Origin of the sequence: Polynucleobacter cosmopolitanus, from assembly GCF_002224225.1 — a bacterium.
Taxonomy (GTDB): domain Bacteria; phylum Pseudomonadota; class Gammaproteobacteria; order Burkholderiales; family Burkholderiaceae; genus Polynucleobacter; species Polynucleobacter cosmopolitanus.
The window spans coordinates 435,224-449,876 of record NZ_NJGG01000002.1; the positions used below are offsets into that span (position 1 = coordinate 435,224).

Below are 14,653 nucleotides of genomic sequence, written 5' to 3' on the forward strand. Positions count from 1 at the left end.
TAGGAAACCACAAAAAATATGACATTCATTTTTACCGTCAAAGGCATGAACTGTGGTCATTGCACCCAGGCCATCACAAAAGCCATTACTGAACTTGACCCCCAAGCAAGGGTTGATACAGACATTCCGAAGCAAACAGTCACAGTGACAAGTGGTCTTGATCGCGAACAATTGAGCGAAGCCATTGTTGATGCTGGTTACGATATTGTGGCGGTCGCTTAATGGATATCGCAAACATCATCCAGACAGTCGCCATTTATGCGATACCCGTTATTTTTGCCATCACTTTGCATGAAGCTGCACACGGTTATGCCGCCAAGAAACTGGGTGACAACACGGCCTACGCTTTAGGCAGAGTAACTCTCAACCCCATCAAGCACATTGATCCAATGGGCACGATTGCAGTACCCCTATTGCTGTACTTTGCTACGGCAGGTACCTTCTTGTTTGGTTACGCCAAACCTGTACCAGTTCGCTTTGGTAATTTAAGACGTCCTAAAAAAGACATGATTTGGGTGGCTCTGGCTGGCCCAGGATCCAATTTAGTTCAGGCCATTTTTTGGGCCATCATGTACTTGCTCTTGGTCAAGGTATCGCTCACCGAGCGTTTCTTTTTAGAAATGTGTCAGGCGGGGGTATTGGTCAACGTGGTGATGTTTGCCTTCAATTTATTTCCTCTTCCACCCCTAGATGGTGGACGTATTTTGGTAGGCGTGTTACCTTGGAAACAAGCAGCCATGGTTTCAAGGGTTGAACCATGGGGTTTTTATATTGTTTTAGCCTTGGTTTTGACACAAACTATCAGTACTATTTGGATGCGTCCTGTGATGTCATTGACTTATTGGTTCTTAGACACACTGCTCATTCCATTTCGTTTAATTTTTTAGTCACTCAGGAGATATCCATGAAACAACCGATCTTAGTAGCAGGTGTATTACTCTCACTGTTAGTTCCCGGCATGGCTCATGCTCAATTTGCCAAAACTGAAGATGCCATCAAATATCGTGCAGCAACCTTTGTGGTGATGGGTAACCATTTCTCCAGAATTGGTGCTGTTGTTAAAGGCGAAAAGCCATTCGATAAAAATGAAGTTGCTGCAAACGCTGCAGTGGTTGCCAGCTTGGCTCACCTACCATGGCAAGCATTTGGCCCAGGCACAGAAGGCGGTAAGTCATTGCCTGAAATCTGGAAAGAAATGGACAAGTTCAAAGCTGGTAGCGAGAAAATGCAAAAGGCTGTTGCTGAACTGAATACGGCTGCTAAGTCTGGTAATTTAGAGACGATTAAAATAGCATTTGGTGAAGCAGGTAAATCTTGCAAAGCCTGTCACGATAACTATCGTAAGAAGTAATACATGATAAAAGCGATGGCGATCAATATGGCCATCGCTTTGAGTCTCACCTTTGAGTCGTCCTGAATCAAGGGAGCCGTAGAAGCAGCATCTCCCCAGTCTTTATCTCCAGTGATCATCGCAGAAGTCAGATTGATTCTCTTGGCATACTTGTAATACAGAATTGCCCCAACATGCACTACCACCAATGCAAGCAGCACCCATTCATTCCAACGATGGAATGAAGTCAAGAGCTCTACCCACGCAGAAGCTACGTATTTAGCGAGCGGCCCATCAAAGGCAATGTCATCCGTTGCAAATAACCCTGCCAAAGCTTGAGCCAAAAACAAACCAAGCAATACAAGCACTGAAACAGCACCCACTGGACTATGCCCGGGAGTTTCAGATGGATTTTTGAGATAGGCCAAGATGGCTTTGGGGGACTTGATAAATTGCGCAAAGCGGGCATGATGCGTGCCCACAAAACCCCAAACAATCCTGAAGGCAATCAAAGCTAAAACAAGATAGCCAAAACGGCCGTGCCAAATCATGGCATTACCACCTAATTTAACAGACACAAAACTACCAATCACTGCCATGACCAACAGCCAGTGAAATAATCTTAGAGGTAGATCCCAAATACGAATTTTCATATGTATCAATTTAGTTTACGATGTGATGATGCGTAAATACATTTATATTATCTTTGCCTCAATTGCTACTGCTTTCATTTTAAGCGCTTGCGCCAATCAAGCGGTATACCGCCAATCAAGCAGCCCTTTAACAAGCGTCAGCTCCGTTGACTTGAATCGCTACCTTGGCACCTGGTATGAAATCTACCGCCTACCCAATTGGTTCGAGGGTACTGACTGCGTGACTGTCTCTGCTCAATACGGCCTCAGAGATGACGGCAATATCAGTGTGCTCAACACTTGCCTTAAAAAAGACGGTCCCAAAGTGGCTAATGGCATTGCCAAAGTGGTTTCAGGCTCGAATAACTCACAACTCAAAGTGTCTTTTTTCAGACCCTTTTATGGGGATTACTGGGTGATTGATTTGGCAGAAGATTACTCTTGGGTTTTGGTCGGTGAACCAGCAGGTAAGTATTTTTGGATTTTGGCCAGACAAAAACAACTGGATCCAAAGCTAGAAGAAGCGCTTTTGGTCAAAGCTGAAAAGCTAGGCTATCAACGCAAAGATTTGATAAAGCCTAGCAATAGCCTTTAAAAACTCTTCATCGAGTCTTTAATCAGTCTTTAATGTTTTGATAAAACATCATTGCTGGTGCGCTCTTGGCCATCAGCAAATAACTTGTAACAAAGACCGCCGCCGGTTTGATTGCGAACCTTCTTGGCCTCTTCTTGCATTCTGTACATGGTGTTAAAGCAATCCATGCGCGACTCAAATTGATATGTTTTGATTTCGGTCGGCTTGTTGTTTTTGAGCAATGTGAATTCTAAGGTCCAATGAGTGTCACCCATCACTTGAGGCGCTTCTTCCTTATGACCTAATTGACAGGCTGTTAAGAAGATTGCACTCAGTAGTAATAGTTTTTTCATTCAGTGCTTTACTGCCCCATTTTTACTTGATCGAAGTCATGCTTATTTGGTACCAAATAAGCACCAATCAACATACCGAACGCACTGGCTATCAAACCCAATAAATGCGGCTCTACCAGCAATTCAGCGTTCGTGAACTCTAATAGTAACCATACACCCAAATCAAAGGTGATAGCAAGAGAAGCCCCTAAATTACTGGCCCTTTTCCAGAACAGCCCAGCTGCCAAAGGCACAAAAGCACCGGCCAAAGTGATGCGGTAGGCGTGCTCGACCATGGTGTGAATCGATGCATCTGTGTAAATCGCGTAAAACGTCACAATGCACGCAAAACAAGCCACGGTGAGTTTGGTGGCCCATAAAAATTGTTTATCGCTCATGTGCGGCACTACTGATTTTAAAATGTTTTCTGAAAAAGTCACGGAAGGAGCCAACAAAGTTCCTGATGCTGTACTCATGATCACGGATAGCAGAGCGCCAAAGAAAACCACCTGCATGAAGAATGGCATTTTTTCCAAAATGAACATCGGTAAAATCAACTGAGAATCTTTACCAAGGTATCTTGCGACCAAATCAGGATCAATCATCGTGGCTGAGTAAGCCAAGAACAATGGCACGGCAGCGAAGAAGAAATAGGAGATACCACCCAATGTGGTTCCCCATATAGCCACTCGCTCATTTTGGGATGAGTTCACTCTAGCAAATACATCTTGTTGGGGTATTGAGCCCAGAGCCATGGTCACCAATGCAGCAATCCAAGCAATCATGTCGACCCACTCTAATCTTGGCAAGAACTCAAACTTACCTGCGGCTGAAGCACTGCTGATCACTTTATCAAAGCCACCCGCCATGTCTCCAGCCATCCAAGAGACCGCCAGCAAGCCAATCACGATCACAATCATTTGCACAAAGGTGGTGATGGCTACAGACCACATGCCACCGAATAAGGTGTACAACAAAACCACGGCCGCACCAATCAACATGCCTTGGGTTTGAGTCAATACATCATAAGAGAGGACATTGAACACAAGGCCTAAAGCAGTGACCTGCGCCGCAACCCAACCCAAGTAAGAAATAACAATGCAAAGAGACAGAATCATTTCTGTTTGTTTGTTGTATCTGATTCTGAAAAAGTCGCCCAGGGTGAGTAAGTTCATGCGATATAGGGGTCTGGCAAAAATCAAACCAAAAATAACCAAGCAGATAGATGCCCCTAAAGGATCAGAAATCAATCCGCGAAAACCGCCTTCTAAAAATGTGGCAGAAATACCTAGAACAGTTTCAGCACCAAACCAAGTGGCAAAGACCATGGCAAGCACCATGGGCAAAGGCAAGTTACGTCCAGCCGTGATGTAGTCCTTGGCACTGTGAACTTTTCTGGCACTTAAGAGACCAATCACAATTGATGCCAATAAATAAATTGCAACCAACCCAAGCAACATAACTAACCTTTGTATTGAAACTGATTAATTGGCAAATTATAGAGGAGCATTCCTTGAATTTAACAAATAAAAAGCCATGCATTTGCATGGCTTTTTAAGATCTTAAACACTGGCAGATCAGGATGTTGATGACTTTCTTGCAGGCTTTCTAACCACCTTCTTAGCAGCTGGTTTAGCCACCTTCCTGGCCACCTTCTTAGCAGCTGGTTTTTTGCTCGCAGGAGGCGTTAATTTTTTACCAGCGTCATGAGCCATTTTTTCCAAATTAGCGAAGCCATGCTCTGCCGCTTCTGCTGCCTGCTTGGCCATCTTCCGACCTTCTTTTAAGACCTTATGGCCAGCATCCGACACATCGCGCACAATATCCGTGAACTTGTCTGATCCTGCTGGCAAGTTCTTGCTAGCAGTTTTTAGCCAATCCTCCATGGCTGAGCGAGCTTTATTGAGGTGTTTTTCTACTTCATCGGCCGCTTCATCTTCCATCGTTTTCAGAAGACCTTTGATCTTCTTTTGATAAATCTTCATCCGAGCCATGGCATCTTCAGAAAACTGCTCCTGCAAAGCCTTTAGCTTGGCCACATCATTAGTAGCAGCTTGCTTGGCATAAGACTTGGCATGCTCCATGCTGGCCTTGATTTCAGTGACCTGATGCTCGCCAAGCTCCTTGGCGGTCTCTAACAGTCGATGAGATAGAGAGAAAAGTTCTTTGGCACGCTCTTGTTGCCACTTCATGAATTCATGTTGTCCTGACATCACGACCTCCTATGGATAGTTGATCTTTCATCCTATACCTAATTAAGGGTTTTGCCAACAATGTCACTTATTGAGAGATGTCCTTGAACCATCGACTCAATCTCAGTTTTTCAATCAGTTCCTCTGAGCGCCTACCCAATGTTCTTCTAAAGTAAGCCTGTGATTGTTTGCGATAAACAAAGACCACGGCCACGGCTGCAATACCAGCTGCCAGAAACAGCAAATAAACCAAATCCCCAAACTGTGGCTTGAGGACATAACCAATCAAGGCTGGGATCGCAAAAGCAATCGCCATCAAACCAACATCCAGAATGACGACCGTTAATTCAAAGAATGTGAAGATCAAAAGACAAAGCCCTGTCAGCAAAGTCTTTTTGCTCATGAGACTGATAAACCAGCACCTGCCGTGAAAGTACCGATGGTTTTAGAATTTGAAAATCCTGCTGTTTGCAAAACTGATAAAACTTCCTGTTCCGCCTCAGGAGCGCAGGAGATAAGCAAGCCACCACTGGTTTGTGGATCTGTGAGCAGATTTTTTTGCCAAGCAGTGATATCACTCCCCAACTCAACCTCATGACCATAAGCAGCCCAATTGCGGGTCGATGCTCCTGTGAAGATATCTTTTTGCGCAAGTGTGGCGGCTTCTTCAATCACCGGAATGTCATTCCAGTTGATTTGAGCTTTTAAGTTAGATCCGCGTGACATTTCTAAAAGATGTCCCGCCAAACCAAAGCCAGTCACATCGGTCAATGCATGAACACCTGCAGCTTCTGCCAAAATAGCACCAGGTTTATTCAACTGCGTGGTCAGTTCAATCATCTGCTGATAGCCAGCATCAGACAAAACTTCTTTTTTAAGTGCAGCCGATAAGATTCCAACACCCAACGGTTTACTTAAAATAATCTTGTCGCCTGCTTTGGCAGCATTATTTCTTTTGAGCTTCTTAGGATCAACAATGCCAACCACCACCAAGCCATAAATAGGCTCAATCGTATCAATTGAGTGACCACCCGCGATCATGATGCCAGCCTCTTTACAGACAGACTCACCGCCGGATGTGATTTTCTGAATCACATCCATGGGCAACACATTGATAGGCATACCAAGCAAAGCAAGCGCAAAGATCGGCTGTGCTCCCATGGCATAAATATCTGAAATGGCATTTGTGGCAGCAATTCTGCCAAATTGATAGGGATCATCAACGATGGGCATGAAGAAATCAGTGGTTGCCACAATCGCTTGATGCTCATTGATTTGATAAACAGCAGCATCTTCATTGTTATCTGAACCAACCAATAACTCTGCGGGAATACTTCCAACTGGTGACGCCTTCAAGATCTCTTTCAAAATACCAGGGGCTATTTTGCAGCCACAACCCCCACCATGAGACAGTGAAGTGAGGCGTCCGTTATAAGTCGTATTCATGTGTGAAGAAGATTCTAATTAAAGATAAATGGATGCTGGTGAAGTTTAGAAATGATTTTCAACGATCATTTCTGACTGAGGAATGAATCCAGGCTTTGGCCAGGCAGGTTTAGTGGCCTTACCAATTGGCAACATCGCAGCCAATGCAAAGTCTTTTGGCAAATGAACCAATTCAGCAACTTTCTTAAAATCAAAACCAACCATTGGGCAAGAGTCATATCCCATCCCTTTAGCGGCCAACATCATGGTTTGCAGCAAAATTCCTGCAGATCTCATGGCTTCATCACGCTGCAACTGCTCATCACTTGAGTAGAAAGGAGTGATCCATGGCACCAAGATATCTTGTGCTTCTTTAGGGGCATTGACCCAATATCTGGCAGGATCTTTACTCCATGCCTTGATATCCACAGCAATCACAAATAACAATGATGCATCTGTGACTTGAGCTTGATCATGAGCAGCAGCGCGTAGCTGAACTCTTAGAGCCTTATCAGTGACATTCACCAAACGCCAGTGTTGAATATTGAATGAAGATGGGGATTGCATCGCCAATTCAATCAATTGTTGCGTTTCTTCTTTGCTGAATTGATGAGCTGGGTCGAAGTGTTTGATCGCTCTTCTTTGGCGGATAGCATCTAGTGTATTCATATGTGTCTCTGATTAGGGATTGATTAAAAGTACTATTGGGTCAATTATGTCTTATATTGAAGATCAGCTATAAATCAACGATATTAAAAGCTTTTGGATTCAAAATGTAGCCTAGAATCTAAAACTTATTTCTTCACTAAAAAGTGACAAATGCAAGATAAAAATCATCCTAAATATCACGGCCAGAGTGAGTTAATCAATTCAGACAAATATCTGCCTCTTTACAATAAATATATTGCCAAGAAGATGGTTTGCGACGCTGGCATTGGTGGTGAAATTTTAGACTTCGGCGCCGGCATTGGAAGCCTCAGTATTGAGTGGATAAATTTGACAGGAATTACTCCAGATTGTATTGAAATTGATCCGGAGTTAAGGGAAGTATTATCGCAAAAAGGTTTGCCAAATTACTCGGGATTGGAGTCGCTCAACAAAACCTACGATGTAATTTTCACCTCTAATGTTCTAGAGCATATTCAGGACGATACTTCTATCTTGAAACAGCTAAATGCATATCTAAAGGTTGGGGGATCATTACTAATCTACGTTCCAGCATTCCAGATAATTTATTCAGATTTTGATTTGAAAGTTGGTCATTACCGTCGATATAACAAGACAAATCTAGCCAAAAAGCTTATTGATGCAGGATTCCAACTAAAAAGTTGTGAATTTATTGACTGTATAGGTTTTTTTGCTTGGCTTTGGCTAAAAGTCACAGGAGATAGATCTACCCCTGGTATTTCTGCAAAGAAAATGATGATTTACGATAAGTATATTTTTCCACTAAGCAATATTTTTGATCGGTGCTTATTTAAATATCTTTTTGGAAAAAATATTTATTTTGTCGCCATTAAAAAATAATTTTAATATCCTATTGTGTGACATCATATTGCAATGAAAATATTAGTGGTTGGCGGCGCAGGCTATATTGGTTCTCACATGGTTCGCTTATTAGGCGAGCATTCCTGCGAGGTTATTACTCTCGATGACTTATCAACCGGCAATAGAGAATCTGTCACTTTCGGAGAATTTATTCAAGGTAACTGTGGTGATCGGATGATCTTGGACAAAATCCTGTCCAGGGGAATTGATGCAGTGATGCATTTTGCCTCTTCTATTCAGGTGGATGAGTCACTTCAGAATCCCAGCAAGTATTATCAAAATAATGTGGGAAACACATTAGCATTACTAGATGCAATGAGTTTTTATGGTGTAAAAAATTTCATCTTTTCCTCGACTGCCGCAACCTTTGGCGAGCCAAAATATATACCCATTGATGAAAAACATCCTCAAGAGCCAATTAGCCCATATGGGCGATCAAAATTGATGGTGGAACAACTGTTATCGGATTACGATAATGCTTATGGTATTAAGTCAGTTTGCTTGAGATACTTTAATGCTGCCGGGGCACATCCTCATGGCGATTTAGGTGAGCAACACCACCCTGAAACACATTTAATACCTTTGCTACTTCAAGTTGCATCAGGGGAAAAAACTTCACTATCTATCTACGGAGATGACTACAACACTCCTGACGGCACATGCGTTCGAGATTATGTTCATGTCCAAGATATTTGCCTAGCTCATTGGCTAGCCCTAATGTACATAATGAATGATGGGAGAAGTCAATCCTACAACCTGGGAAATGGGCAAGGTTACTCCATACAGGAAGTGATCAATATGGTGGAAAAAGTAACTAAACAAAAAATTAAAACAAATCTTGCTTCAAGGCGCTCGGCCGACCCATCTAAATTAATTGCAGACGCCAGGCTTATTAAAAAAGATTTGGGGTGGAGTCCAGTTTATGATTTAAAAGACATCGTTAATCACGCTTGGGAATGGGTAAACAACCCCATAAAAAAATACTAGGGCTGGTTTGCTACAGATCATGAACGCTTACGAAAAAATATTAAAAAACACTAGAGCATTAAATGGGCTCAAGAATAACTTTAAAAAATCGTTTTGCAATTTTCAAAATCTTATAGCCAATAACAAAAGATGGGTTACGTCCGTTTTATTTATTTCTGTAGCTCTTTTTTATCTTTTTTTTATGGCACATTTGCCAATATCCCTTTACACCACAAGCAACCATGATGATGCTCTTTTTATAAAGAATGCGATGTCAATAGCTCATGGTGAATGGCTTGGGGCTTATAACAATTTAACTTTAGCAAAAGGAGTGGCTTTTCCTTTTTTCTTATCGCTGAGCTCTTTTACAGGGCTGCCAATTACTTTTATGTTGGGTCTTTTAAACCTAGCAGCAATTTATTTGTTGATATTTGAATTACGACGACTAATCTCAAACAAAACCCTGTTGCTTTTTTTGGCATTAATTTTGATTTTCCACCCTGCATTAATGCCAACCAGAATTACACGCGACTTCATCTACCCAGCATTTGCTCTATTCTTAATCGCTGGCTTAATTCGAGCAAGCCACCATGATTCTGAAAAAGATTCCTTATTAAGTATTTGCGCTTATGGTTTTTTGGGTGGATGGTTTTTCTTAATCAGAGAAGAGGGCATTTGGATTACTCCACTTCTCATAGCCATAATTGTGTACAGATACTTAATTTTGCGGCCAAGTGGAAAAATTTATCACCCAACAATTAAATCTGGATGCATTTTTATTCTGTGTTTGCTGATCCCAACCGCAATAGTTTCATCTGTAAATTACGTGCAATACGGAAGATTTGTCACACAAGAGTTTACTAACGGTCACTTTATCAAGGTCCTTGGGCAACTTAACTCAGTGGTTGATAAACAAGATACTCCATACATCCCGGTTTCCGAAAAAAAAAGGGCCCTGATATACAAGGTCAGTCCTAGTTTTCGAGAACTTAAGCCTTTCTTAGAGGGTGATTTAAAAGTTTGGCAAGAAAGTGGTTGCGCCATCTACCCTCATACTTGCGGGGATTATGCAGGCGGTTGGTTTATGTGGGCGTTTAGAGATGCCGTCGCACGCAAAGGCTACTATCAATCCACAAAAACAGCTGAAGACTTTTATCGCCAACTAGGGAATGAAATTACTAAAGCATGCAGGGAAGGTTTGCTTTCTTGTCAATCCAACCTACTTCCAGTCATACCATCCATACCAAAAGAAAATTTCTCTTTAATTATTCCAAAATTAAATCAGGCAATTAAAAATCTTCTAGTAATAAATCCCACCGACTTAACTGCTGGTCCAAGTTTGGAACCCCGCTTTTTACTTGAACAATATCGAGATTTCCTCGGATATCCTAGAATTACGCCAACCGAGTCTGAGTCTGACTTTCAAATCAAAGGATGGTTTTATGGGCCAACAGCAGCAAATCAAGGTGCCTGGTTGGAATTGATATGCACAGATGGATATCGCAATCTTAGATTAGCAATAGCACGCGAGCAAAGCCCCGATTTAATCAAATTCTTTAAAGATAGTAGAGCCAGTATGCAACGCTTTACAGTTCAAATATCAGGCGATCTTAAGTGCTCATTTGCAAGCACTGATTCTCGTAGCTTACTACCTCAAAATCTTATTTCAAACAAAGGTGGAGCATACCCACTGGGGCTTAACACCCTATTTATTGATCAAAAAATACCATCACCAACAATTAGGGATCATCACAACACACTAAGTATTAAGGAAAGAATCACCTCTAATTACAGGTGGGTTGTGATACCGTTGATCATCATTGGGCTCATTTCATTTTTTATAGCAACAATTATCTGTTTATTTATAAAGAAAAAATGGCCTAGTTTTTTATATGTACTTTCACTCGCCTTGTGGGGGGTTATAGCCTTAAGAATGTTGATTTTAATGATCATAGAATTAAGCTCTTTCCCAGGCATCACAATTCTATACATGCTACCAATCTACCCCATGATAATTATCGTTTCCTGTTTATCAATGTGGCTTTTATTTACTCGTGACTTTTGCATTACTCCAGCATTCAAGAAACCCCAATGAATACACCTGAACAGTTTCTCGTTACCATTCTGATGCCATGTCTTAATGAGTCAGCCACATTGCCCATCTGCATCAGTAAAGCCAAATCTTGGGCAAGCAAACATCCAAATATTCGAGTTGAAATTTTAGTTGCCGACAATGGAAGTAATGATGGCTCTCAGGAGCTAGCAAAATCATGCGGCGCGAGAGTCATTAATGTTGCAGAACGTGGCTATGGCTCTGCTTTGTATGCGGGTTGCCATCAGGCTTTGGGGGAATTCATCATCATGGGTGATGCCGATGCCTCATATGACTTTGAACACCTTGATCAATTTCTTCATGGCCTAAGAATTGGGAATGATCTTGTTATTGGCAATCGGTTCACTGGTGTAATTACAGAAAATGCAATGCCTTGGAAAAATAGATACATAGGCAATCCAATACTAAGTTTTATTGGGCGTTCTTTATTTCCAGTCAAAGTTGGTGATTTCCACTGTGGATTAAGAGCTATCTCTAAATCTGCCTTTTTAGCATTAGATCTGAGAACCACTGGAATGGAATTTGCATCTGAAATGTTAATTAAAGCCGGAATTATGGGCTTGAAGATTCATGAAATTCCCACGAACCTATATCCAGATGGCCGCTCTAGACCACCACATTTAAAACCTTGGCGTGATGGATGGAGGCACTTAAGATTTATGCTTTTACTTAGTCCTCGCTGGTTATTCATTTATCCAGGACTATTTTTAGCAATTCTTTTTTTGATGGCATACATCTATCTTTTGTTAGGCCCTCAAAAAATTGGCTCAATAGTATTTGATACGCACACCCTTTTTTATGTTCAAACCGGTCTTATTCTATCTGTTCTCATGCTTTACACCGGAAGCCTATTACGTGCATTCGCCTTTAGAGAAGGCTTGCTGCCATCACGTAACTGGCTGACTAAAATAAGGCAATATCCCGTATTTGAGATTGGCGCAATATTTGGCTTAACAGCCATGTGCGCAGGCATCGCATGGGCACTTAGTGCATTTATGCATTGGAGCTATCTGGGATTCGGATCCCTAGAAGGACAGAATCTAATACGCACCATAAGTATGTCAACGACGCTAATGATGCTCGCAGGGTTAACATTTTTATGGTCACTAGTCATGGGCTTTATAAGCTTACCCCTTCGCAAATATCAATGAATTTACGGAGCGATATCGCAAAGACTATAGTTCAAACTCATGGCTGAACATTTTTTACAAAATTCATTTTTATATTTTTTAGTCTCAAGTTCTTGGTGACTAATCTTGAGAAAATCAGGGGCAATTTGATTGGCATTCGAATACGTGGAACAACACAGCCCAACAGAACCATCATGATTTATGCTTGTCATGTTAAATCTCAACTCACAATCATAGTTGCCTGATCTTTTATCAGCAATATTTTGAGTAAGCACTTTTGGATGCACAAGTAACTTTTTAACCAGGTTTTCATTGAGTGGGTTAGGCTCATCTTCCAAAATAGCCATCATTTTCTCAACTGGCTGGATGATGGCTGGATTCGCTGCAAACCCAAACCCAAGCTCCTCTGCCATTTTTTCTGCTACTTTTTGTTCATCTAGATTGTCTTTATACTGATGGTATCCAATATAGACCCTAGTTCTCTTATCAACACTCAAATGAGATTGATACTTGTCGAGACAATCTCTAAGCAATCTAAGATTGTTTTTAACAAGATCAATATTGCCTCTTTCGTGAGTGATTGAATAAGTCTTATCAGTCACCCCTGAAATAGATATTTTGATCGACGTTGGAATGCTTTGAGCTAACTGGTCGATCCCTTTTTTTACATTTAAATTTGTTGAAATCATGACAGGCCATCCGAGCTCATGAATAGCCTCCACAATTTCTTTAATATTTGGGTGAAGAAGCGGCTCCCCCCAGTTAAATAACCATATTTCAGGATTTTCTACAGGCGTTTCTTTTTTGATTTTTTGCAGAATCTCTCGAAACAACTCCACAGACATAAAGCCCTTTGGCCGCGGATCATTGGGCATGTTTCCCACAGGGCAACTTGGACAACGTAAATTACATGTGCCAACCACGTCAACGGCATAAATGTAATTATTTTTTTCATAAGGAGCGTATCTTTTGAGCCATTTAGCCTGATTAAAATCATAAGCAAATGGATTTAAATACTTGGGTACTTCAATCTCCTCAACGATTCTTCTAACTTCAGCATCATTAGGTTTTAGAGACAAAGCAAATTTTAACCACTCCAATGCATGTTTTTTATAACCATGCAAACAAAGATTCACTCCAAGCTCCCGATAAATTTCAAAAAAATTCCCAGGGGATGGATGCGAGAATTTCAATCTTAAAACTAATCTAATAGCTGCTGAAAAATGACCTTTTTTTGCTAACAACACCCCTAAATTGCTGATTGCAATCCAATTATCTGGGTCAACGGCCAACACTCGGTTGTACAGATTGATAGCACCATCCAACTCTTTCCCTAACTGAAGCTTAATTGCATCAGAAATTAATAGGTGATGGTGGTGATTTATGGTCATTTAAAAATAAAAATTTCTTATAGAAATTATCGAGTTAGCATCAATTATTGAGTTATGATTAATCGCAATTATTACTGCAAATAACTCAAAAAGCTCCAATTGACCCCTTTAAATGTAAAAAAAATAAAAATTAGCTCACTTTTGGTGGGTTTAATGTCTATGATTTTTCCATTAAAAGCCGAGGCAATCACCTGTGGCCCGGGCTCTTATGATAATTCAGGCATCTGTGTGGCTGATCTTGGGTACTACATTGATCAAATTGCAGCAACCACTGGCACTCCAGCAAATTTTGGCTATTACGTCGATGTAACAGGAGCATCAGTATCAGCATCCGCAAGTCTTGGTTATTACGTTGCGGTAACAGCTGCTTCTTCACAAACCGCTGCAAGCCTTGGCTATTACGTTGCAGTCACTGCTGCCTCATCACAAACTGCTGCCAGCCTTGGTCATTATGTTGCAGTAACAGCAGCATCAACTCAGACGGCAGCAAGCTTGGGATATTTTGTTCCGAATACAGGATCGTCTGCACAGATTGCTGCGAACGCAGGACGATATGTCGGCGTTACTGGAGCATCAGCAACAACAGCAGCAGAACTTGGTCGTTACGTCTCAAACACAGGAGCATCAGCAGCAACAGCCGCTGACTATGGATACTACGTTTCGACCACCGGTGCATCTACAGCAACAGCAGCAGAGTTAGGTCGATATGTCGGCGTGACTGGTGCATCAGCAGCAACAGCGGCAGAGTTAGGTCGGTATGTTTCAACGACTGGCGCAACAGCAGCAACAGCCGCTGACTACGGATACTACGTTGGTGTTACAGGAGCATCAGCAGCAACAGCTGCAGAGTTAGGTCGGTATGTTTCGACCACAGGTGCATCAATAGCATTCAATGCAACACCTGGATTCTATGTTGGTGTCACAGCAGCTTCAACTCAAACGGCAGCAGAACTCGGTCGTTTTGTTTCTACCACAGGCGCTACAGCATCAACCCCAGCAGATTATGGCTACTTTGTCGGC

The 14,653-nt window shown here is 41.7% G+C and carries 16 protein-coding genes and 1 pseudogene; 9 read left to right on the forward strand and 8 right to left on the reverse strand.

Translation table 11 applies throughout. From position 1 onward, the window contains the following. The first annotated feature begins 18 nt into the window (after positions 1-18). Genes AOC33_RS07740 through AOC33_RS07750 form a run of 3 tightly spaced genes read left to right on the forward strand, consistent with a single transcriptional unit; the run spans position 19 to position 1,351 of the window. Positions 19-222: a heavy-metal-associated domain-containing protein gene (locus tag AOC33_RS07740; protein ID WP_089516410.1), complete on the forward strand. Its 204-nt coding sequence runs from the start codon at positions 19-21 to the stop codon at positions 220-222. Next, entirely contained in the window at positions 222-887 is a 666-nt protein-coding gene (locus tag AOC33_RS07745) for a site-2 protease family protein (protein ID WP_089516411.1), read from the forward strand. Before AOC33_RS07740 ends, AOC33_RS07745 begins: the two co-directional genes overlap by 1 nt. 17 nt (positions 888-904) lie before the next feature. Next, entirely contained in the window at positions 905-1,351 is a 447-nt protein-coding gene (locus AOC33_RS07750; protein ID WP_089516412.1) for a c-type cytochrome, read from the forward strand. Here AOC33_RS07750 and AOC33_RS07755 read toward each other — a convergent pair. Next, a complete protein-coding gene (locus AOC33_RS07755) occupies positions 1,336-1,983 on the reverse strand; it encodes a cytochrome b/b6 domain-containing protein (RefSeq protein WP_089516413.1) in 648 nt (215 codons plus the stop codon). The two genes, AOC33_RS07750 and AOC33_RS07755, sit on opposite strands and share 16 nt — an antisense overlap. A gap of 25 nt (positions 1,984-2,008) precedes the next feature. Between AOC33_RS07755 and AOC33_RS07760 the strand changes: the two genes are divergently transcribed. After that, complete coding sequence (locus AOC33_RS07760; RefSeq protein ID WP_089516414.1) at positions 2,009-2,557, forward strand: lipocalin family protein; 549 nt, start codon at positions 2,009-2,011, stop codon at positions 2,555-2,557. 29 nt (positions 2,558-2,586) lie between these two features. On the opposite strand, the gene AOC33_RS07765 is transcribed toward AOC33_RS07760, so the two are convergent. From AOC33_RS07765 to AOC33_RS07790, 6 genes are all read right to left on the reverse strand, one after another. Further along, complete coding sequence (locus AOC33_RS07765; RefSeq protein ID WP_089516415.1) at positions 2,587-2,889, reverse strand: hypothetical protein; 303 nt, start codon at positions 2,887-2,889, stop codon at positions 2,587-2,589. 8 nt (positions 2,890-2,897) lie between these two features. Beyond that, a complete protein-coding gene (locus tag AOC33_RS07770; protein WP_089516416.1) occupies positions 2,898-4,328 on the reverse strand; it encodes a high affinity choline transporter 1 in 1,431 nt (476 codons plus the stop codon). Positions 4,329-4,445: 117 nt separating this feature from the next. Further along, positions 4,446-5,081 (reverse strand): phasin family protein, encoded by a 636-nt coding sequence (locus AOC33_RS07775; protein ID WP_089516417.1) that lies wholly within the window; start codon positions 5,079-5,081, stop codon positions 4,446-4,448. Between the two features lie 67 nt (positions 5,082-5,148). Beyond that, complete coding sequence (locus tag AOC33_RS07780) at positions 5,149-5,463, reverse strand: hypothetical protein (protein ID WP_089516418.1); 315 nt, start codon at positions 5,461-5,463, stop codon at positions 5,149-5,151. Then, complete coding sequence (gene selD / locus AOC33_RS07785; RefSeq protein WP_089516419.1) at positions 5,460-6,506, reverse strand: selenide, water dikinase SelD; 1,047 nt, start codon at positions 6,504-6,506, stop codon at positions 5,460-5,462. Before selD ends, AOC33_RS07780 begins: the two co-directional genes overlap by 4 nt. 45 nt (positions 6,507-6,551) lie before the next feature. After that, complete coding sequence (locus tag AOC33_RS07790; protein WP_089516420.1) at positions 6,552-7,154, reverse strand: nitroreductase family protein; 603 nt, start codon at positions 7,152-7,154, stop codon at positions 6,552-6,554. A 150-nt stretch (positions 7,155-7,304) separates the two neighbouring features. Between AOC33_RS07790 and AOC33_RS07795 the strand changes: the two genes are divergently transcribed. From AOC33_RS07795 to AOC33_RS07810, 4 genes are read left to right on the forward strand one after another with little or no spacing between them, the layout of a single operon-like run. Then, positions 7,305-8,012 carry a class I SAM-dependent methyltransferase gene (locus AOC33_RS07795; protein ID WP_089516421.1) on the forward strand — a complete coding sequence of 236 codons (708 nt, stop codon included), beginning with the start codon at positions 7,305-7,307 and terminating at the stop codon, positions 8,010-8,012. Between the two features lie 33 nt (positions 8,013-8,045). Beyond that, positions 8,046-9,020: a UDP-glucose 4-epimerase GalE gene (gene galE, locus AOC33_RS07800; protein ID WP_089516422.1), complete on the forward strand. Its 975-nt coding sequence runs from the start codon at positions 8,046-8,048 to the stop codon at positions 9,018-9,020. Between the two features lie 19 nt (positions 9,021-9,039). Beyond that, on the forward strand, positions 9,040-11,094 hold the full coding sequence (locus tag AOC33_RS07805; RefSeq protein WP_089516423.1) for a hypothetical protein: 2,055 nt from the start codon (positions 9,040-9,042) through the stop codon (positions 11,092-11,094). Further along, positions 11,091-12,263 carry a glycosyltransferase family 2 protein gene (locus AOC33_RS07810; protein ID WP_089516424.1) on the forward strand — a complete coding sequence of 391 codons (1,173 nt, stop codon included), beginning with the start codon at positions 11,091-11,093 and terminating at the stop codon, positions 12,261-12,263. Before AOC33_RS07805 ends, AOC33_RS07810 begins: the two co-directional genes overlap by 4 nt. A 2-nt stretch (positions 12,264-12,265) precedes the next feature. On the opposite strand, the gene AOC33_RS07815 is transcribed toward AOC33_RS07810, so the two are convergent. Beyond that, on the reverse strand, positions 12,266-13,633 hold the full coding sequence (locus AOC33_RS07815) for a radical SAM protein (RefSeq protein ID WP_089516425.1): 1,368 nt from the start codon (positions 13,631-13,633) through the stop codon (positions 12,266-12,268). 153 nt (positions 13,634-13,786) lie between these two features. Between AOC33_RS07815 and AOC33_RS07820 the strand changes: the two are divergent. Further along, positions 13,787-14,653, forward strand: a pseudogene (locus AOC33_RS07820) (hypothetical protein); the annotation flags it as partial.

What these genes read in the sequence shown, in the direction of transcription:
- AOC33_RS07740 (WP_089516410.1), top strand. Translation starts at nt 19, where the DNA reads ATGACATTCATTTTTACCGTCAAAGGCATGAACTGTGGTCATTGCACC.
- AOC33_RS07745 (WP_089516411.1), top strand. Translation starts at nt 222, where the DNA reads ATGGATATCGCAAACATCATCCAGACAGTCGCCATTTATGCGATACCC.
- AOC33_RS07750 (WP_089516412.1), top strand. Translation starts at nt 905, where the DNA reads ATGAAACAACCGATCTTAGTAGCAGGTGTATTACTCTCACTGTTAGTT.
- AOC33_RS07755 (WP_089516413.1), bottom strand. Translation starts at nt 1,983, where the DNA reads ATGAAAATTCGTATTTGGGATCTACCTCTAAGATTATTTCACTGGCTG.
- AOC33_RS07760 (WP_089516414.1), top strand. Translation starts at nt 2,009, where the DNA reads ATGATGCGTAAATACATTTATATTATCTTTGCCTCAATTGCTACTGCT.
- AOC33_RS07765 (WP_089516415.1), bottom strand. Translation starts at nt 2,889, where the DNA reads ATGAAAAAACTATTACTACTGAGTGCAATCTTCTTAACAGCCTGTCAA.
- AOC33_RS07770 (WP_089516416.1), bottom strand. Translation starts at nt 4,328, where the DNA reads ATGTTGCTTGGGTTGGTTGCAATTTATTTATTGGCATCAATTGTGATT.
- AOC33_RS07775 (WP_089516417.1), bottom strand. Translation starts at nt 5,081, where the DNA reads ATGTCAGGACAACATGAATTCATGAAGTGGCAACAAGAGCGTGCCAAA.
- AOC33_RS07780 (WP_089516418.1), bottom strand. Translation starts at nt 5,463, where the DNA reads ATGAGCAAAAAGACTTTGCTGACAGGGCTTTGTCTTTTGATCTTCACA.
- selD (WP_089516419.1), bottom strand. Translation starts at nt 6,506, where the DNA reads ATGAATACGACTTATAACGGACGCCTCACTTCACTGTCTCATGGTGGG.
- AOC33_RS07790 (WP_089516420.1), bottom strand. Translation starts at nt 7,154, where the DNA reads ATGAATACACTAGATGCTATCCGCCAAAGAAGAGCGATCAAACACTTC.
- AOC33_RS07795 (WP_089516421.1), top strand. Translation starts at nt 7,305, where the DNA reads ATGCAAGATAAAAATCATCCTAAATATCACGGCCAGAGTGAGTTAATC.
- galE (WP_089516422.1), top strand. Translation starts at nt 8,046, where the DNA reads ATGAAAATATTAGTGGTTGGCGGCGCAGGCTATATTGGTTCTCACATG.
- AOC33_RS07805 (WP_089516423.1), top strand. Translation starts at nt 9,040, where the DNA reads ATGAACGCTTACGAAAAAATATTAAAAAACACTAGAGCATTAAATGGG.
- AOC33_RS07810 (WP_089516424.1), top strand. Translation starts at nt 11,091, where the DNA reads ATGAATACACCTGAACAGTTTCTCGTTACCATTCTGATGCCATGTCTT.
- AOC33_RS07815 (WP_089516425.1), bottom strand. Translation starts at nt 13,633, where the DNA reads ATGACCATAAATCACCACCATCACCTATTAATTTCTGATGCAATTAAG.